Annotated in this window: 20 protein-coding genes and 1 tRNA gene; 14 read left to right on the top strand and 7 right to left on the bottom strand. The window is 67.7% G+C overall.

Annotation, left to right across the window (positions count from 1 at the left end; translation table 11 throughout):
• The first annotated feature begins 15 nt into the window (after positions 1 to 15).
• The 6 genes from MU449_RS10430 (at position 16) to MU449_RS10405 (ending at position 6,634) form a co-directional block, all read left to right on the top strand.
• Positions 16 to 2,631: a putative PEP-binding protein gene (locus MU449_RS10430; protein ID WP_244738024.1), complete on the top strand. Its 2,616-nt coding sequence runs from the start codon at positions 16 to 18 to the stop codon at positions 2,629 to 2,631.
• A gap of 112 nt (positions 2,632 to 2,743) precedes the next feature.
• Positions 2,744 to 3,361, top strand: a complete 618-nt coding sequence (locus MU449_RS10425; protein ID WP_244738023.1) for a cell wall hydrolase — start codon at positions 2,744 to 2,746, stop codon at positions 3,359 to 3,361.
• 11 nt (positions 3,362 to 3,372) lie between these two features.
• The gene (locus MU449_RS10420) at positions 3,373 to 4,128 is read left to right on the top strand and encodes a dihydroneopterin aldolase (RefSeq protein WP_244738022.1); all 756 of its coding nucleotides are present in this window, start codon (positions 3,373 to 3,375) and stop codon (positions 4,126 to 4,128) included.
• 37 nt (positions 4,129 to 4,165) lie between these two features.
• The gene (gene folP, locus MU449_RS10415; RefSeq protein WP_244738021.1) at positions 4,166 to 5,131 is read left to right on the top strand and encodes a dihydropteroate synthase; all 966 of its coding nucleotides are present in this window, start codon (positions 4,166 to 4,168) and stop codon (positions 5,129 to 5,131) included.
• Positions 5,128 to 6,468, top strand: a complete 1,341-nt coding sequence (glmM, locus tag MU449_RS10410; RefSeq protein WP_244738020.1) for a phosphoglucosamine mutase — start codon at positions 5,128 to 5,130, stop codon at positions 6,466 to 6,468. Before folP ends, glmM begins: the two co-directional genes overlap by 4 nt.
• Before the next feature lie 16 nt (positions 6,469 to 6,484).
• Positions 6,485 to 6,634 (top strand): hypothetical protein, encoded by a 150-nt coding sequence (locus tag MU449_RS10405; protein WP_244738019.1) that lies wholly within the window; start codon positions 6,485 to 6,487, stop codon positions 6,632 to 6,634.
• A gap of 31 nt (positions 6,635 to 6,665) precedes the next feature.
• Here MU449_RS10405 and ilvC read toward each other — a convergent pair whose 3' ends face one another.
• Positions 6,666 to 7,688, bottom strand: coding sequence for a ketol-acid reductoisomerase (ilvC, locus tag MU449_RS10400; RefSeq protein WP_244738018.1), 1,023 nt, complete (start codon positions 7,686 to 7,688; stop codon positions 6,666 to 6,668).
• 127 nt (positions 7,689 to 7,815) lie between these two features.
• On the opposite strand from ilvC, the gene MU449_RS10395 reads away from it, so the two are divergent.
• Positions 7,816 to 8,271, top strand: a complete 456-nt coding sequence (locus MU449_RS10395; RefSeq protein WP_244738017.1) for an Lrp/AsnC family transcriptional regulator — start codon at positions 7,816 to 7,818, stop codon at positions 8,269 to 8,271.
• Positions 8,268 to 8,723: an Lrp/AsnC family transcriptional regulator gene (locus MU449_RS10390; protein WP_244738016.1), complete on the top strand. Its 456-nt coding sequence runs from the start codon at positions 8,268 to 8,270 to the stop codon at positions 8,721 to 8,723. The genes MU449_RS10395 and MU449_RS10390 overlap by 4 nt, the downstream gene beginning before the upstream one ends.
• Here the strand turns inward: MU449_RS10390 and MU449_RS10385 are convergent.
• Together MU449_RS10385 and MU449_RS10380 are read right to left on the bottom strand one after the other, a co-directional pair.
• Positions 8,716 to 9,882, bottom strand: a complete 1,167-nt coding sequence (locus MU449_RS10385) for a UbiH/UbiF family hydroxylase (RefSeq protein WP_244738015.1) — start codon at positions 9,880 to 9,882, stop codon at positions 8,716 to 8,718. The two genes, MU449_RS10390 and MU449_RS10385, sit on opposite strands and share 8 nt — an antisense overlap.
• Before the next feature lie 3 nt (positions 9,883 to 9,885).
• Positions 9,886 to 10,533, bottom strand: a complete 648-nt coding sequence (locus MU449_RS10380; protein WP_244738014.1) for a pyrimidine 5'-nucleotidase — start codon at positions 10,531 to 10,533, stop codon at positions 9,886 to 9,888.
• 45 nt (positions 10,534 to 10,578) lie between these two features.
• On the opposite strand from MU449_RS10380, the gene MU449_RS10375 reads away from it, so the two are divergent.
• Entirely contained in the window at positions 10,579 to 11,214 is a 636-nt protein-coding gene (locus tag MU449_RS10375; protein WP_244738013.1) for a GntR family transcriptional regulator, read from the top strand.
• Here the strand turns inward: MU449_RS10375 and MU449_RS10370 are convergent.
• Positions 11,211 to 13,058: a glycosyltransferase gene (locus MU449_RS10370; RefSeq protein ID WP_244738012.1), complete on the bottom strand. Its 1,848-nt coding sequence runs from the start codon at positions 13,056 to 13,058 to the stop codon at positions 11,211 to 11,213. The two genes, MU449_RS10375 and MU449_RS10370, sit on opposite strands and share 4 nt — an antisense overlap.
• 73 nt (positions 13,059 to 13,131) lie before the next feature.
• Positions 13,132 to 14,283: a glutamine-hydrolyzing carbamoyl-phosphate synthase small subunit gene (gene carA, locus MU449_RS10365; protein ID WP_244738011.1), complete on the bottom strand. Its 1,152-nt coding sequence runs from the start codon at positions 14,281 to 14,283 to the stop codon at positions 13,132 to 13,134.
• Positions 14,284 to 14,416: 133 nt separating this feature from the next.
• Here carA and MU449_RS10360 point away from each other — a divergent pair, with 133 nt between their 5' ends.
• Positions 14,417 to 14,872 (top strand): GatB/YqeY domain-containing protein, encoded by a 456-nt coding sequence (locus tag MU449_RS10360; RefSeq protein ID WP_244738010.1) that lies wholly within the window; start codon positions 14,417 to 14,419, stop codon positions 14,870 to 14,872.
• Here MU449_RS10360 and MU449_RS10355 read toward each other — a convergent pair.
• Complete coding sequence (locus MU449_RS10355) at positions 14,865 to 16,067, bottom strand: cbb3-type cytochrome c oxidase subunit I (protein WP_244738009.1); 1,203 nt, start codon at positions 16,065 to 16,067, stop codon at positions 14,865 to 14,867. The genes MU449_RS10360 and MU449_RS10355 overlap by 8 nt on opposite strands.
• On the bottom strand, positions 16,064 to 16,720 hold the full coding sequence (gene lipB / locus MU449_RS10350) for a lipoyl(octanoyl) transferase LipB (protein WP_244738008.1): 657 nt from the start codon (positions 16,718 to 16,720) through the stop codon (positions 16,064 to 16,066). The genes MU449_RS10355 and lipB overlap by 4 nt, the downstream gene beginning before the upstream one ends.
• 135 nt (positions 16,721 to 16,855) lie before the next feature.
• Between lipB and MU449_RS10345 the strand changes: the two genes are divergently transcribed.
• From MU449_RS10345 to MU449_RS10330, 4 genes are all read left to right on the top strand, one after another.
• Positions 16,856 to 16,942, top strand: a tRNA-Leu gene (locus MU449_RS10345).
• A gap of 144 nt (positions 16,943 to 17,086) precedes the next feature.
• A complete protein-coding gene (locus tag MU449_RS10340) occupies positions 17,087 to 17,401 on the top strand; it encodes a hypothetical protein (protein WP_244738007.1) in 315 nt (104 codons plus the stop codon).
• An 81-nt stretch (positions 17,402 to 17,482) separates the two neighbouring features.
• Complete coding sequence (locus MU449_RS10335) at positions 17,483 to 18,091, top strand: N-acetylmuramidase family protein (RefSeq protein WP_244738006.1); 609 nt, start codon at positions 17,483 to 17,485, stop codon at positions 18,089 to 18,091.
• Complete coding sequence (locus MU449_RS10330) at positions 18,088 to 18,381, top strand: hypothetical protein (protein ID WP_244738005.1); 294 nt, start codon at positions 18,088 to 18,090, stop codon at positions 18,379 to 18,381. The genes MU449_RS10335 and MU449_RS10330 overlap by 4 nt, the downstream gene beginning before the upstream one ends.
• Positions 18,382 to 18,386 lie beyond the last annotated feature (5 nt).

Below are 18,386 nucleotides of genomic sequence, written 5' to 3'. Positions count from 1 at the left end.
GCTATCGTAGGCCCCATGAACGCACCTGCCGCCATCCTGACCGACATCGCCCCCCTGACGCCCACGGAAACGCTGGCGGGGGCCACGCATGGCTGGCGGGCGAAATGTCTGCAACGGCTGATCCGTCTGGACATTCCGGTGCCGCCCACCGTGGCGCTGCCGATGACCACCGTGCGGGCCATCGCGCAAGGGCAGCCGGTGGATTGCCGCGCGGTCCTGATGCGGTTCGGGGATGCGGCTCTGGTCTCGGTCCGGCCCAGCCCGGAAAACCCCGATTGGGGCGGGCCCGCGACGGTGCTGAACGTGGGCATGAACAGCCAGCGCCATGCCGAACTGACCCGCACGCATGGGGCGCAGGCGGCGGATACGATGTATCGCCGGTTCGTGCAATCCTATGCCATCCATGTCGCCCGTCTGGACCCCGACATGTTCGATGGCGCGGACCTTGCCACCGCGCTTCGCGCCTATCGCGAGGAAACGGACGAGCCGTTCCCCGAGGATCCGCAGCGTCAGTTGACCGACGTCCTGCGCTCCATGGCCCGGGCGTGGGAGGGGACGAGCGCGCGTCTTTTGCGGCAGGCCAAGGGCGCACCGGAAGGGGCGGGGCTTGGCCTTCTGGTGCAGGAGATGGCGCAGGGGTTCGGGCCGGGCCTTTCGGGCACCGGCATGATCCAGTTCGTCAGCGGCACGAGTGGCGAGCCGCAGATCGTCGGACGGTTTCGCGGCCAGACGCAGGGCCCGGTGGCCCTGGGAGAGGAGGCGGCGATCTTTCTGACGCGCGATCCGCGCGGGCCGTCGCTGGAAGACCGCGCGCCGAAGGTGTTCGCCGATCTGATCCGCCATGGTGCCCGCTGCCGCGAACGTCTGCGCGAGGAGATGCAGATCGAGTTCACCATCGAGGATGGCCGCCTGTCGGTTCTGGATGCGATCAAGGTGGACCGGACGGCGCGGGCGGCGGTGCGGATCGCGGTCGCGCTGGCCGATGACGGGATCATCCCGCGCGAAGAGGCGCTGCTGCGGATCGAGCCGCGCGCCCTGTCCGAGGTGCTGCACCCGCAGGTCGATCCCCATGCCGCGCGGGATGTGCTGGTGCGGGGGATCGCGGCCTCGCCCGGGGCGGCCACGGGGCGGCTGGCCTTCACGGCCATCGCCGCGCAGACCTTTGCCGCGCGGGGGGAGCCGTCGATTCTGGTGCGACGCGAAACCTCGCCCGAGGATATTCGCGGGATGCATTCGGCGGCGGGGGTGCTGACCGAGCGGGGCGGCGTCACCAGCCATGCCGCCGTGATTGCGCGGGGGCTTGGCGTGCCTTGCGTCGTCGGCGCGGGGGACATGCGGCTGGATGTGCGGGAAGGGGCGATGACCACCCCCTCGGGCCGCGTGCTGCGCGAGGGGGATGTGGTGACGCTGGACGGTTCCGCCGGTGAGGCGTTGGCGGGGGCGATGCCCATGCTGGCCCCCGCGCTGGACGAGACGTTCCGCACGCTTCTGCACTGGTCGGATGCGGCGCGCGACATCGGGGTGCGCGCCAATGCCGACACCCCGGCGGATGCCGAGATCGCCCGCAAGTTCGACGCCCAGGGCATCGGCCTCTGCCGGACCGAGCATATGTTCTTCGACGAAGACCGCCTGACCGTGATGCGCGAGATGATCTTTGCCGACACGCCCGCCGACCGGGCGGCGGTTCTGGCGCGTCTTCTACCGATGCAGCGGGCGGATTTCCGGCGTGTGTTCCAGATCATGGCGGGACGTCCGGTCTGCATCCGCCTGCTGGACCCGCCTTTGCACGAATTCCTGCCCCACACGCGCGAGGGGCTGCGCGCCCTGGCCGAGGCGCTGGATCGTCCGCTGTCCGAGGTGACGCGAAGGGCCGAGGCGCTGTCGGAATTCAACCCGATGCTGGGGATGCGCGGCGTGCGGCTCGGCATCGTCTGGCCGGAAATCTACGAGATGCAGGCCCGCGCGATCTTCGAGGCGACGCTGGATTGCGCCGCCGACGGCGTGACCGTGGTGCCGGAGATCATGATCCCCCTCGTTTCCACCCGGCGCGAGGTGGAGCTGGTCCGCACCAAGATCGACGCGGTGGCAGCCCTGGTCCGCACCACGCGCGGGGGCGAGTTCGCCTATCGCCTGGGCGTGATGGTCGAAACCCCGCGCGCGGCGTTGCGCGCGTCGGACATCGCGGTGAACGCCGCGTTCCTGTCGTTCGGCACCAACGATCTGACGCAGATGACCTATGGCCTGTCGCGCGACGATGCGGGGCGGTTCATGGGCCCCTATCTGCAATCGGGGGTGTTTACCGAGGATCCGTTCCACGTGCTGGACGTGGACGGGGTGGGGGAGCTGTTGCTGATCGGGGCCGAACGCGGGCGGGCGGCGCGCAAGGATCTGACGCTGGCCCTGTGCGGCGAACATGGCGGCGACCCCGAATCGATCGATTTCTGCCGCAAGGCGGGGTTCGATTACGTCTCCTGTTCGCCCTTCCGGGTGCCGATGGCGCGGCTGGCGGCGGCGCATCTGGCCTTGCGCGAACGGGTCACGCCGGTGGGCGCGCGCGACTGGCAGACGGGGGAATTGCGCCGTCCCGCCCATGTCGGCGCGCCGAACCCAGCCGACCCGGCGGGGGTCTGACGGCGGTTCTGTGGACTCTTGCACCGCATTGGGATATGCGCGGCGCCTGTTGTGCGCTGATGGGTGAAAGGACGTTCCCGGTTGCGCGACCCTTGCAGAGTGAACCGACGTTATGAAGTTGTTTGGATTTGGGCTGGCCTGCGCCATGGGGATCATGGGCACGACCACCCAGGCAAGTCCGGCCCTTGGCCCCGCGTTTGCGCATATCGCCCCCACGCTGAACGCCGCCGCCTATACCCCTCCCCTGAACGATCTGCCGTCCGCCTTTCCGCGCCTGCGCGACGCCTTGCCGCTGGTCCGGTATGACGACAGCTGGATCGCGGCGCAGGAGCCGGAGGTGGCCGCCGACCCCCAGTTGGAATGCATGGCCGAGGCCTTGTATTTCGAAGCGCGGGGCGAACCGATCCGCGGCCAATTCGCCGTGGCCGAGGTGATCATCAACCGCGTCGAATCCCCCCGCTATCCCGACACCGTCTGCGATGTGACGACCCAAGGGGCGGAACGGTCGGGATGCCAGTTCTCATTCGCCTGCGACGGCAAGCCCGAGGCGATGCGCGAGCGTGAGGCCGCCGATCGTGCCAAGCGGATCGCCGCGATCATGCTGGACAACGGCCCACGCATCCTGACCATGGGCGCCACGCATTTCCACACCAACGCGGTGGAGCCGTCCTGGGCGCGCGATCTGCCCCATACGGTCACCATCGGCGATCATCTTTTCTATCGCGAATAGGGGGCCGTTCCATGCCGCATGACCGCATCTTCCTGCGCGATCACACCGTGGAGGTGGAGATAGGAGCCTTCGAGGTCGAACGCGGCATCACCCAACGCCTGCGCTTCAACGTGGAGGTGGAGGTGGCGCGGGTGGAGGCGGGGGACGATGTGGACCGCATCCTGTCCTATGACCGCATCGCCGAGGCGATTTCGGGCGAGCTTTCGGCGGGGCGCGTGGCGCTTCTGGAAACCCTGGCCGACGGGATCGCGGCGCGGGTGCTGGCGCACCCTCAGGCGCTGTCGGCGCAGATCGAGATCGAGAAGCCGGATCGCGGCCCCTTCACGCTTGGCATCCGCATTCTGCGCCGGCGGGGCGAGGTGGCGGCCCCCCACATGTCGCGCGCGGTGCCGGTGGTCTGGCTGGGGCGGGCCGAGGGGCTGCTGCCGGGGGCGGTGCATTGCCTGCACGCCGAAGGCCCGCGCCTGACCGATCCCGAAAAGCAGCGCCGCGCGGATCTGTTGGCGCTGGACATGGCCGCGTGGCACCGCGCCGATGCCGATCCGCGATTTACCGTCGCGGGATCGCGGACCGAGATCGAATGGGCGGTGGGGCAGGGGCAGGCCGTCCTCTGGGCGCCCGCGCGGATGGTGCTGGACGCCGCCGACCCGCCCTCCACCACGCCCGTGGCCCTGGCCGAATGGCTGGCCGGGGAATTGGGGGCCGCGTCGATCACGGTGTTTGACACATTTCCGGCGGAAAGCCGCATTCCGCAGACCCGACCCTGACTTGCGACCCTGCGGGCGCAGGCATAGAACGAACGGCATGACGTATTACCGCCCCATTCCGATGACCGATCCCGCCCGCCCCGCCGGGGCGCGGACGCTGGCCGGGGGGTGGTGCTGGTTCGACCGGGTGGAGGTTCTTGCGCGCGGAACCGCGCCGCAGATCGTGCCTTTGTCCGATGTGCCGACCGAGGTGCTGCACCGGATGACCGCGCGGCGGGCGCCGTTGCACGGGCTGGACTGGGCGGCCCCCCGCATCATGGGCATCGTGAACGCGACACCGGACAGTTTTTCCGATGGCGGCCGCTATGACCCGGTGGCGCATGGCCGGACCCTGGAGGCCGACCTGCTGGACATCGGCGGCGAAAGCACCCGGCCGGGGGCCGAGACCGTGCCGGAGGATCAGGAGATCGCCCGCATTCGCCCCGTGATCGACGGGCTGCGCGGGCGGGTGCCGATATCGGTCGATACGCGCAAGGCGCGGGTGGCGGTCGCGTCGGATGCGGATATGGTCAACGATGTGTCGGCGATGCTTTACGATCCGGGCATGGCGGCGGCGGTGGCGAGGATGGGCGCGTCGGTCTGTCTGATGCATGCCCAGGGCCTGCCGGAGACGATGCAGGACGACCCCCGCTATGACGATGTGCTGCTGGAGGTCTATGACCATCTGGCCGACCGGATGGCCGCGGCCGAAGCGGCGGGCATTGCGCGCGACCGGATCGTGGTCGATCCCGGCATCGGGTTCGGCAAGACCGCGGCGCATAACGTGACGTTGCTGCGCCGTCTGTCGCTGTTCCACACGCTGGGATGTCCGGTTCTGCTAGGCGTATCGCGCAAGCGGTTCATCGGCGCGATCGGCGGGGCGGAGGTCCCGCGCGACCGGATGCCGGGATCGGTGGCAGTGGCTTTGGCGGGGGTGGCGCAGGGCGTGCAGGTCCTGCGTGTGCATGATGTGAATGAAACGCGGCAGGCCCTGCGCCTGTGGCAGGCCGCAACGGGGGTGTGATGAGAAAGCTGTTCGGAACCGACGGGGTGCGCGGCACCGCCAACACGCCCCCCATGACGGCGGAAATCGCGTTGCGTCTTGGGCTGGCGGCGGGGAAGTATTTCCAGCGCAAGTCGGCCTTGCCGCGCGTGGTGATCGGCAAGGACACGCGTTTGTCGGGCTATATGCTGGAAAACGCCCTGACGGCGGGGCTGACGGCGATGGGAATGAACGTGCTGCTGCTGGGCCCCGTGCCGACACCGGCGGTCGGGTTTCTGACGCGGTCGATGCGGGCGGATCTTGGGGTCATGATCTCGGCCAGTCACAACCCGCATCAGGACAACGGCATCAAGTTTTTCGGCCCAGACGGGTTCAAGCTGTCGGATGCGGCGGAAGCCGAGATCGAGGCCTTGCTCGGCACCGACATTCCGCTGGCCGATCCCGCCGATATCGGGCGCGCCAAGCGGATCGAGGATGGGCGCGGGCGCTATCAGGAATATGCCAAGACGACCTTTCCGCAAGGGCTGCAGCTGGATGGGCTGCGCGTCGTGATCGACTGCGCCAACGGGGCCGCCTATCGCGCAGCACCCGAGGTGTTGTGGGAGCTGGGGGCCGAGGTGATCCCGGTCGGCACCAGCCCCAACGGCAAGAACATCAACAAGGGCTGCGGATCGACGCATCCCGAAGCGGCGGCGGAGGCGGTCGTGGCGCATGGGGCGGATGTGGGCATCACGCTGGACGGCGACGCGGATCGGGTGATGATTCTGGACCAGCACGGCCGTGTGGCGGACGGGGACCAGATCATGGCGCTTCTGGCCAGCCGCTGGGCCGAGGAGGGGCGCCTGAAGGGGGGCGCGCTGGTGGCCACGGTCATGTCGAACCTCGGGCTGGAGCGGCATCTGCACGCGCAGGGTCTGCGGCTGGAGCGGACGCCGGTGGGCGACCGCTATGTCGTGGAACGGATGCGGCAGGGCGGGTTCAATCTTGGGGGCGAACAGTCGGGGCATATCGTGATGACCGACTATACCACCACAGGCGACGGGTTGGTGGCGGGCCTGCAATTCCTGGCGGAAATGGCGCGCACCGGGCGGGCGGCGTCCGACCTGACGCAGACGTTCGAGACGGTGCCCCAGCTTTTGAAGAACGTCCGCTATGCGGCGGGGCAGGAGCCGTTGTCGGCGGCCCCCGTCAAGGCCGCGATCGCCGAGGCCGAGGCGCGGTTGCAGGGGCAGGGACGGCTGCTGATCCGCAAATCGGGGACCGAGCCGTTGATCCGCGTCATGGCCGAGGCGGAGGATGCGGTCGTGTTGACCGAGGTGGTGGACAGCATCGTCGCGGCGGTGGAGCGGGCGGCCTGAGGAACAGTTCGGCGCATTGCGTGTTGATCTGTCGGTTCTGGAAAAGGATGACGGATCGATGCAGATGGAATGGCTGATGGCGTTCGGTGCGGGTCTTGGATGTCTGGCCCTGATGGTGGCGATGGCCCCGCGGCCCGCACGGGTTCGCGCCACGGCACGGAAATGAAAAGGGCGCCCCGCGGGGCGCCCTTTTGTCATCAGTTGCGGGCGCGATCGACCATCTTGCCCTTGGATATCCACGGCATCATCGCGCGCAGTTTCTCGCCCACCTGTTCGATCTGGTGTTCGTCGTTGATGCGGCGCGTGGCCTTGAACGACGGCTGTCCCACGGCGTTTTCCTGCATGAAGTCGCGGACGAACTTGCCGTTCTGGATGTCCGTCAGGACCTCTTTCATGCGGCGCTTGGTTTCGTCATAGGGCAGGATGCGCGGGCCTGACACGTATTCGCCGTATTCGGCGGTGTTTGAGATCGAGTAGTTCATGTTGGCGATGCCGCCTTCATAGATCAGGTCCACGATCAGCTTCACTTCGTGCAGGCATTCGAAATAGGCCATCTCGGGCTCGTATCCCGCTTCGACCAGCGTCTCAAAGCCCATGCGGATCAGTTCCACGAGGCCACCGCACAGAACGGCCTGTTCGCCGAACAGATCGGTTTCGCATTCCTGGCGGAAGTTCGTCTCGATGATGCCCGAACGCCCGCCGCCGATGCCGGAGCAGTAGGAGAGGCCCAGTTCCATCGCGCGGCCCGTCGCATCCTGATGCACGGCGACAAGGCAGGGCACGCCGCCGCCCTTGGTGTATTCGCCGCGCACGGTGTGGCCGGGGCCCTTGGGGGCCATCATGATGACGTCCACGCCCGCCTTCGGCTCGATCAGGCCGAAATGCACGTTCAGGCCGTGGGCGAAGGCGATGGCGGCGCCTTCCTTCAGGTTGTCATGGACGTATTTCTTGTAGGTTTCGGCCTGCAGTTCGTCGGGCATGGTGAACATGATCAGGTCGCACCAGGCTGCGGCCTCGGCGATGCCCATGACCTTCAGGCCTTCGGCTTCGGCCTTCTTGGCCGAGGGCGAGCCTTCGCGCAGGGCGACGACGAGGTTCTTCGCGCCCGAATCCCGCAGGTTCAGGGCATGGGCGTGGCCTTGGCTGCCATAGCCGAGGATCGCGACCTTCTTGTCCTTGATCAGGTTGATGTCGCAATCGCGGTCGTAATACACGCGCATCGGGTCTCTCCGTTTACTGATGGGGGGACCTTACGGGGGATGCGGCGGGTTTCATATTGTTCAGGGCGCAGAAATATGCGCAAATGTAAAAATATCATACGTTCTTTGATTGATTTGCGGACAAACCATGCTTGACGATACGGATCGGCGTCTGCTGCGTCATCTTCTGGCCGATCCCTCGGCCAGCACGGCCGAAATTGCCGACCGTGCCGGGGTGGCGGCGGCGACCGCGTGGCGGCGGCTGGAACGGATGACGGAACAGGGGATCATCCGCGCGCAGGAGGCGGTGATCGACTGGCGCGCCATGGGGTATGAGGTGGAGGTCGCCCTGCGCTTCACGCTGGACAAGACCGCGCCGCGCGCCTTTGACGATTTCATCACCGCCGCGCGGTCGGTGCCGGAGGTGCTGGCGATCGAGACGTTTCTGGGCCGTGTGGACCTGCGCCTGATCGTCATTGCCCGCGACATGGCGCATTATCAGGAAATCTATCGCGACCGCATCCTGACCCTGCCGCATATCGCCGATATCGAGGCGCTGATGCTGATCTCCACCCTGAAGGATGCGGAGGCTTTGCCGGTATGACCGATCTGGACGACACGGACCGCGCGATCCTGCGCGCGCTGGCCGGCGATGCCACGCTGTCGGCGGGGGCATTGGGCCGTCGGGTGGAATTGTCGCAGCCCGCGACATGGCGGCGGATCAAGCGGCTGGAGGAGGCGGGGATCATCGCGGGACGCCGCGTGATCGTCAACCGCGAGGCCTTGGGGTTCGGCGTGACGGTGTTTCTGGGCATCAAGCTGGCCGCCAAGGGCCGCGTGGGGCTGGAGGATTTCGAGCGCGCGGTGTCGGCCATCCCCGAGGTGCAGATCGTCCAGCACGTCCTTGGGCTTTTCGACTATCGCCTGCGGGTGGTGGCGCGGGACATCGCGGATTTCGAGCGGGTGCTGCGGCGGCGGATCATGACCCTCCCCGGCGTGGGGCAGGTGGAGGCGAACGTGCTCTTGTCCGAGGAGCGGCGGATCGGTCCTATCTGACACCCAGGCCCATCCGCATCAGGCTGCGGCGCAGGGGCGCTATGCCGTGCATCTGTGCCAGCAGGGTGGCCCGCAGGTCCTGAAGCGGCGGAAGGCCTGTCATGGAGGCGCGGTTCAAAAGCCCCACGCCCATCATCCGTGCCTTGGCATCCGCATGGCGGCGGCGGTGATAGGCCTCGATCATGGCGGCGTCGCCCAAGGTGGCGGGGTCGGCCAAATCCAGCAGCGCCGCCAGATCGGCAAGCGATGTGTTGAGGCCCTGCGCGCCGATGGGGGGCAGGACATGCGCCGCTTCGGCCATCAGGACCAGCCGTTCGGCGCCCATGCGGTCGGCCATCTGGGCGATGATGGGAAAGCTGCCGATGGGGCTGGCAAGCGTCAGCGCCCCGAGGAGTCCGGCGGACCGGTCGGTGATCGCCGCCTCGAATTCGGCTTGCGGCAGGGCGCGGAGGCGTTCGGCGGTCGGCCCCGCCTCCATCCACACGACGGCCGAGCAGGGCTGGCCACCCCGGTCGGGCAGGGGCACGAGGGTGAACGGGCCGCCCGACCGATGCACCTCGGTCGAGATGTTGTCATGCGGGATGGGATGGGTGACGGTGAAGACCAGCGCGCGCTGGCCGAAGCGGGTGGTGCGGGTGCCAATCCCCGCCGCGGGGCGCATGGGGCTATCGCGTCCGTCCGCCGCGATGACCAGACGGGCGCGGATGCGGGTGCCGTCGGTCAGGGTGACCTTCGCTTCGGATTGGCGGGTCATCAGGCGGTCGGTCGCGGTGCCGGTGATGTGGGTCACGGTGGGCAGGTCCGCCACGCGGGCGGCCATGACCTGCCGCAGGGTCTGGTTCGGGATGTTCCAGCCGAAGGGGTGGTCCGATATGTCCACCGCATCGAATCGCGCGGTGGTGCGGGGGGCCGCGCCCGAACGGCCGCTGTCCACGATCTGCATCACCTGAAGGGGGGCCGCGTGGGGGCGCAAGTCGTCCCACAGGCCCGCCGCGTCCAGTACGCCGATGGCGGGCTGAAGAAAGGCGGTGGAGCGTTGATCGGCCTCGGCCGGGGTGGCGGGATCGACGCAGATCACGCGGTAGCCGGCGGTCCCGAACGCCGCCGCCGCCGTCAGACCGGCAATGCCCCCGCCGGAGATCAGAATGTCGGTATCCATGCCCTAATCCACTATACGCGCCAGAAATCCGGCCAGATCGTCGGTGTGATGATGGATATGGGGTGCGGGGGCGGGCAATCCAGCGACATGGACCGTGCGCATACCCATGGCGTGGGGCGCGATCAGGTTGCGGGGGTCATCCTCGAACATGGCCCCTTCGCGCGGATTGATCCCCGCCTTGGCGAAGACCGTCTCGAACGCCTTGCGGTCGGGTTTGGGGCGATAATCGCCGTGCTCCACACCGAAGATGCCGTCGAACAGGCCCGACAGGCCGCGCGCCGTCAGCACCCGTTCGGCATAGGGGGCGGAGCCGTTGGTGTAAACGATCCGGCGTCCCGGCAGCCGGGCGATGCGATCGGCGAGCGGTGCGTCCCGCGTCAGATGATCGAGCGTGATGTCGTGCACGTCCACCAGATAGGGCACTGGATCGACCCCGTGTTCGGTCATCAGCCCCGCCAATGTGGTGCCGTGCAGCTTCCAGTAGGTCGCGCGCAGGTGGTCCGCCTCGGCCCGTGTGACGGACAGGGTGCGCATGACGTAATCGGTCATCCGCACCTCGATCTGGTCGAACAGGCGGGCCGAAGGGGGATAGAGCGTGTTGTCCAGATCGAACACCCACGCGCGAACGTGCCGGAAGTCATTGGAATCCATGGGGGCCATGTTATCTTGGCGCGCGCGCTACGAAAAGGGACGGCCATGCAGAAAGACGCCTATTCGCTGATCATCGAGGCGATCGAGGGCGGGACCTACAAGCCGGGGGACCGGCTGGTGGAATCCGAATTGGCCGACCGGCTGGGCGTTTCGCGCACGCCCGTGCGCGAAGCGTTGCAGCGGATGGAGACGCAATCCATGGTCGTGCGCGACGGGCGCAGCCTGATCGTGGCGGCATTGGATCACAACCAGCTGGCGGAATTCTATGCCGTGCGGTCCGAGTTGGAGGGGTTGGCCGCCCGGCTGGCCGCCCGCCACGCGCGGGACGAGGAAATCCATGTGCTGCGCCGGATGGTGGACGAGGATCAGAACCTGCTGGGGGCCGATCCGCAAAAGCTTTCGCGTGCCAACCGGCGGTTTCACAAGCAGATTCATCTGGCCTCGCACAACCGGTTTCTGGTGCAGCAGCTGGGGCTGTTGCAGCGGTCGATGGCGCTGATGGCCGGAACATCGCTGGCCGCCGAGGGCCGCGACGGCGCGGCGATGGCCGAACATGATGCCATCGTCTCTGCGATCGAGGCGCGGGACGGGGACGCGGCGGACGAGGCCTTGCGCCGCCATATCAGCCGCGCGTTCGAGACGCGGCTTCTGGTGGATGCGGGGGAATTGCGCCTGCGCTAGCCGAAATGGCCGTGGGTGGTCTTGTCCCAATAGAACGGGGCGCGGACCATTTCCCACAAGGCCTTGTAAACCGATAAGGTCGCCAGCGGGAAATAGAAGATCAGCGTCGGCACCCAAAGCGGGTTCATCCGATGTCCGGTCTTGCGGATGGCGAGGATGCCGATGGTGATGTTGATCGCTTCGGTCATCAGGAACATGGCCACAAGGGCGATGACCGTCCATGTGGGCAGCGCGTTGGTGACGGGATGCGACCAGCCGAGCGCCAGCAGCCAATAGGACCACAGGACCGGGGCGAGGATGGCCTGCGACAGGGCGCAGAAGAACATGATCTGAAAGCCCCAGAACGCCCGCGCCCCGATTTCGGCCCGCAGACGCATGGGGGCGCGCATATGCACGAACCACGTCATCATGTAGCCCTTCTGCCAGCGCGAGCGTTGCTTGACCCATGCCACCGGCATGCAGTTCGCTTCTTCATGCGTGACGGTGTTCACAACCTCGGTCCGGTAGCCGAAGCGGGCGAGGCGCAGGCCCAGATCGGCATCCTCGGTCACGTTGTGGGCGTCCCATGCGCCCACCTTCTCCAACGCCTCGCGCCGGACATAGAGGGTCGTGCCGCCCAGGGGGATGGCAAGGCCCATGCGCTGGATGCCCGGCAGAATGATGCGGAACAGCGTGGCGTATTCGATGGTGAAGCAGCGCGCGATCCAGTTGGTGCGGGGGTTGTAGTAATCGAGCACCCCTTGCAGGCAGGCCACCTCGGCGGGGGTGGCGTGGAACCGGTCCACCATGCGGCGGATCTGGTCGGGGGCGGGCGCATCCTCGGCGTCGAAGATGCCGATGATCGACCCGCGGCAAAGGCCGAGGGCGTGGTTCAGGGCGCGCGGCTTGGTCTTGAGCTTGCCATGCGGGACGATGGCCAGCCGCATCCATTCCGGCAGGGCGGCCCGTTCCAGCGCATCGCGGGTCAGGGTGTCCCGCTCCTCGATCGCCAGAAGTATTTCCAGCTTGTCGCGGGGGTAATCCAGTCGGGACAGACGTTCGACCAGACGTTCGGCGATGTCGGCCTCGCGATAAAGGGCGACGATGATCGACACGTCGGGCAGGCGGGCGATGAGAGGCGGCGGCGGCGCAGGCAGGGCCTGGCGATGGGCGGCGATGGCGGCGGCGGCCTTGAGCGCCATGCACAGGATCAGCGACATGATGGCCCAGATCGTCGCCGCCGCCAGCACCGCGCCGGGCCACAGGATGGTGAACCCCACCAGCAGGATCAGCGCCAGCAGCACCGGCTCCTGCACGGCCGAGCTGTTCCAGTGGCGGCAGCTGTAGAGGTCGGGCGTCAGGGATTGCGCGCGGGTGGCAAGGATCGGGCCGCGCGCCTCCAACAGGGCCATGGTGATCGCCCGTTCGGGGGCAAGGGCGAAGACGGTGGGGCCGAAACAGGCCTGAAGCTGGGGGCGAAGGCGGTCATACACCTCGGGCAGGGGCGCGAGGATGATCGTCATTCCCCCCGTGTCGCGCCACGGGATGATGCCCTCCTGCAGGCACAGATCGAGGCCCAGACGGTCGGTCAGGCGCGGGTCCACCGGATGTGCGACCGGATCGATCCGGCGCACGCCGTAATGCTGTGCGAGAAGGGGATAGAGCGTGTCATCCGCCACAAGCCGCAGGGCGACGACCGCGCGGGGGAACGTCACCTCACGTTCGGCGGCGAATGCACGGGCGGCCGCGACGCCGTCGTCATCCAAGGCCCCGCCCTGCCGCAGCGTGTCCGCCACCTGCACACGCATCCGCGGAACGGGGTTTTCCGATTTTCGACCGGGAAACAGGAGGGTTTGGGCGGACATGTCGGGCCTTTGAGTGACCCGACCGATCCTGTCGTGAAACGGTTAACCTATGGTTAACGCGCGCCCGGGCCCGTCAGGCGCGGCGGGTCTTCATCGCCTCGGCAAACCGCTCGAACAGGTGATAGCTGTCCTGGGGGCCGGGGCTCGCCTCGGGGTGATACTGCACCGAGAAGACCGGGCGGCCATCCATGCGGATGCCGCAATTGGATCCGTCGAACAAGCTGACATGGGTTTCCGAAACGCCGGCGGGCAGGGTCTGGCTGTCCACGGTGAAACCGTGGTTCATCGACGTGATCTCCACCTTGCCCGTCTCATTGTCCTTGACGGGGTGGTTCGCGCCGTGGTGCCCGTGGCTCATCTTCACCGTTTGCGCCCCAAGGGCGAGGGCCAGCATTTGGTGGCCGAGGCATATGCCGAAGACCGGAATGTCACGCTCCAGAATGCCCTTGATCGCCGGGACGGCATATTCGCCCGTGGCCGCCGGATCGCCGGGGCCGTTCGACAGGAACACGCCTTCGGGGTTCAGGGCCAGCACCTCCTCGGCGGTGGCCGTGGCGGGCAGGACCGTCACGTCGCAACCGGCCGAGGCCAAGCAGCGCAGGATGTTGCGCTTCGCACCATAATCGATGGCGACGACGCGCAGGCCCTCGCCCTCGCGCTTCTTGAACCCGTCGGGCCAAGCCCAGCGCATTTCATCCCAGCGATAGGATTGCGCGCAGGTCACGTCGCGCGCGAGGTCGAGGCCGACCAGACCGGCCCAGGCCTTGGCGCGGGCCACAAGGGCGGGCACGTCGAAATTGCCGTCGGGATCGTGCGCAAGGGCCGCATGGGGTGCGCCCTGCTGGCGGATCGCGCGGGTCAGGCGGCGGGTGTCGAGACCGCCGATGCCGATCCGGCCCTTCAGCCGCAGCCATTCGTTCAGCGTTTCGGTGGCGCGCCAATTCGACGGCTCGGTCGGGTCCCATTTGACGACCATGCCCGCCGCGACGGGATCGGCGGTTTCATCGTCTTCCGCCGTGGTGCCGACATTGCCGATATGGGGGAAGGTGAAGGTGACGATCTGACCTGCATAGGAGGGATCGGTCATCACTTCCTGATAGCCGGTCATGGCGGTGTTGAACACCAGTTCGGCCACCGTTTCCCCGGTCGCGCCGAAGCCGCGTCCGTAGAAGACCGTCCCATCGGCCAGCGCCAGGCAGGCGGTGGGTTTCGATTGCGGCTCCATGGCGCGACTCCTTTTTGATAAACGGGCGGAAATTAGGCGTCCGAACGGGCAGGGTCAAGGCGGGTTCGTTCATTCTTGCCGCATCTGGGCAGGCGCGATATGTATTCGCCCTTGTGACACAAGGATGATCCCGATGAGCACCCGCGACCGACTGCAAGATGCGCTGAAAGAGGCGATGCGCGCCCGCGATGGTGACCGCCTGTCCACCCTGCGCCTGATCAACGCCGCCATCAAGGACCGCGACATCGCCGCGCGCGGCGAGGGGCAGGAGGCGGTGTCGGATGCCGACATTCTGGCCGTGCTGGGGCGGATGGTGAAGCAGCGTCAGGAAAGCGCGCGCGTCTATGACGAGGGCGGGCGGCCCGAGCTGGCCGCGAAGGAGCGGTCGGAGATCAAGGTGGTGGAGGAGTTCCTGCCGCGCCGCCTGTCGCCCGACGAAGTGGCGGCGGCGATCGATGCCGCCGTGACCGCCACGGGCGCAACCTCGCTTCGGGACATGGGGCGGGTGATGGCGGAGTTGAAGACGCGTTACACCGGCCAGATGGACTTTGCCGCCGTGGGGCCGCAGGTGAAGGCCCGGCTCAGCTGATCTGGGGCGCGGCGGAGCGCGCCTCCGCCGTTTCCGTGGGCGCGCGGGGGCCGAAGGCCAACGCCCAGGCGGCCATGCCGAGAAAGGCCATGAAGGCCCCCGTCATCAGCGCCATGCCGATCGTGGCCATGGGCTGCGCGGCGGGAAGGAGCGTCAGAAGCCCCCCCGCGACCATTGCCACGGCCTGCCCATATGCCATGCGGGGCGGCAGGTGCCGTCCGGTCAGCGCAGGAAACCACAGCATCGTCGCCCCGAAGGTCGCAAAGACCGAGGCGAGGCCGAGGATCCCATGAAGGCGGGCGGTCATATCCTCGGCCAAGGGAAGAAGGCCGGCGGCGGTGGCGGCGATCATCCCGATGATCCAGACGGCCTGCGGGCCGCGCGGCAACCCCCAGCCCGCGCCGGCGAACAGCAGCGCGAAGGGGGCAGCGATCAGGATGGTAAGGCGGAACATGGCCTGTGCATCGGGCATCGGCCCGGTGTTCAGCACCTGCTGCAACCACAAGACAAGTCCCAGTGCCGCGATCATCCCGAGGCTGCCCTGCGCCAGCGCCCTGCGACGAGGGGGGGGCAGCAGGCTGGACGCCACGCCCAGCGTCAGAAGACACAGCGCCGTCAGATGCGGCTGCCCGGTGACCCAGACTATGTCGCGCAGGGCGGGAAGGCTGGGAACGGGATCCATGGCGGCGGCCATCATCACTGGCAGGGCCGTCAGGATCACCATCCCGGTCAGCGAAGTGGCCCAAGCGAGGGGTGCGGCCTTTGCCAGCGTCACGCCCGGCGCGCGCATATTGAGGAAGGTCGCGATCGCGTTGAACGCGCCGATCATCAGGCAGGTCGCCATCAACGCCAACGCCGCAAGCGCGAGCCGCGCGTCCGCCAGCAGAAGTGATGCGGCCCCGGTGGGCAGGCTTGCGCCATGCAGCCATGCCCCAAGATTGGCGGCGCGGGGATAGGCGAGGCCCGGCGCGCCGATCATCACCGCCATGCGCCAGAGGCCCAGCCCGCAGAACAGAACCGGCAACGTCACGAATACGGTCAGGATTGCGCCATGGGCCAGGCTCAGCGCATCGGCAAGGGTCGGGGTGGCGCGCAGGATCAGGACCGCCGCCAAGGCCAGCGCGCCCGCCACCAACGCCAGCGCGGTATGAGCAAGGGCGATTCGCCGGGGATCGGTGGTCAGCAGGGCGGTCATCGCGCGGCCTTCGGAAAATGATCGGGAAAGGTGGCCATCAGGGCCGCATCCACATCCGCCATGGTGACCGGCAGGCCCAGATCGACAAGGCTCGTGACGCCGTGATCGCGAATGCCGCAGGGCACGATGCCGTCGAAATGGGCCAGATCGGGTTCGACATTGATGGAGATGCCGTGAAAGCTGATCCAGCGGCGCAGCTTGACGCCGATGGCCGCGATCTTGTCTTCGCGCACGGCGCCGGTCGCGGTCGGGGGAAGATCGGGGCGGGCGACCCAGACGCCGACGCGCCCCTCGCGCCGTTCGCCCCGCACACCGAATTCGGCGAGGGTGGCGATGACCCAGCCCTCCAGCGCGCAGACGAATTTGCGCACGTCGCGTCCGCGGGCGCCCAGATCCAGCATCACATAGGCGACCCTCTGCCCCGGCCCGTGATAGGTGTATTGCCCGCCACGCCCGGCCGCGAAGACGGGGAAACGGTCGGGGGCCACAAGATCCTGGGGGTCGGCCGAGGTGCCGGCGGTATAGAGGGGCGGATGCTCCAAGAGCCAGACCGCCTCGGGTGCGTCACCGGCGGCGATGCGGGCGACCCGTTCCTCCATCGCGGCAAGGGTTGCCGCATAATCCGCCCGGCCGGGAAGATGGGTCCATTCCATAAGGGTCGCTCATATCCGTTCGCTGTTCCCACACATGGGCGAAACGGCGGTCATATACAATCGTGCGGGGGGCGTAAAAATCCGCTTTTCATCATGATCGGCCTCGGCTACAAGCCCGCTACCAAGTCAGGATATGCGGTCGTGGCGGAATTGGTAGACGCGCAGCGTTGAGGTCGCTGTGGGGTAACTCCCGTGGAGGTTCGAGTCCTCTCGACCGCACCATTTTACGAAAAGCGGGCCATCGCGGTCCGCTTTTGTCGTTTTCGGCCCTGAGCGCACCCGTTGCACCCGCACCGCGCGGGGCGGATCGGCTGTCTTAACCCCCGCCGTCGCACCTTGCCCCCATCACGACGAAAGGGTTGGGGGATGGAGCGGATCGTTCTGGGATGCGGCGCGGTGCTGTCGGAGGGCGGTGGCACGCTTCTGGCCAGTGCGCTGGGCGGGTTGACGCGCTGGATCGCGACCGACCGGCGGCATTTGCGCGATGCCGGCATGGCGGTGGCGGGCGGGGTGCTGGCCGGCCATTATCTTTGGCCGATCATCCTGTGGACGCTGGGGATGACCGAATCCCCCCATTCCATGACCATGGCCGCGTTCGTGGCCGGCACGCTGGGCATGTCTGGCGTCCGGTTGATCGTGGCGCTGGTGGAGACGCGGGCGCGGAGGATGGGCGATGCCTGATCCCATCCGCCGTCTGGTCGCCGAGGAATGCCGCACCTGGTCCCTTGCCCTTGCCGTCGTCATTTTCATCTGGGGGTTCCTATGACACACCGCTTTCAGGGCCGCGCGGTGCGGCTGAACGACTACGATCTGCCGGAGATCGGCGCGCTGATCGGCGTGGGCGAGGACGAAATCCGCGCCGTGATCGAGGTGGAGACGGCGGGCGGCGGGTTCGACGCCAAGGGCCGCCCGCGCATGTTGTTCGAGCCGCATGTCTTCTGGCGCGAACTGCCCGAGGCCAAGCGCCGTGGGGCGGAACGGGCGGGCCTTGCCTATCCCAAATGGGGGGAGAAGCCCTATCCGCGCGACAGCTATCCCCGCCTGGTCATGGCGATGATGCTGGATCCGGTGGCGGCACTGCGGTCCTGTTCCTGGGGTCTGGGGCAGATCATGGGGTTCAACCACAAGGCCGCCGGATACCCGACCGCGCAGGCGATGGTCGCGGCCTTCATGGATTCGGAGCCGGCCCAGCTTGAGGCGATGGTGCGGTTCATCCAGTCCGAGGGGCTGGATGACGAACTGCGCCGCCATGACTGGTCGGCCTTTGCGCGGGGCTATAACGGCGCAGGCTACGCCAGACACGGATACCACACGCGGTTGGCGGCGGCTTATGCGAAATGGGCGAAGGTGCCCGATCTGGTGGCGTCATGAGGGCGTGGCTGATCCTTGCGTTGCTGGCCTTCGGGTTGGCCTGCGGGGGGCATGGGTGGCGGATGGGGCATCGTGCCGCCGACACGGCCGCCGCCCTGCGTTTGGCCGAGGCGCAGACCCGGGCAGAGGCCGCCGCCGCCGCCGCCCGCCGGGCCGAGGCTGCGCGGCTGCGCGCCGTGGCCGAACGTGATCGTTTGTTCCGAACCCTGGAGGATGCCGCCCATGCGGACCCTGATGCTTCTGCCTTGTCTTTGCGCGCTGACAGCGTGCGCCGCCTCAACCAGCGGTGAGGTTC

It is taken from the genome of Falsirhodobacter halotolerans, assembly GCF_022899245.1.
Lineage (GTDB): Bacteria > Pseudomonadota > Alphaproteobacteria > Rhodobacterales > Rhodobacteraceae > Falsirhodobacter > Falsirhodobacter halotolerans.
Note: the sequence above shows the minus strand (reverse complement) of the source record. Positions and strands in the feature narration are given on the sequence as shown.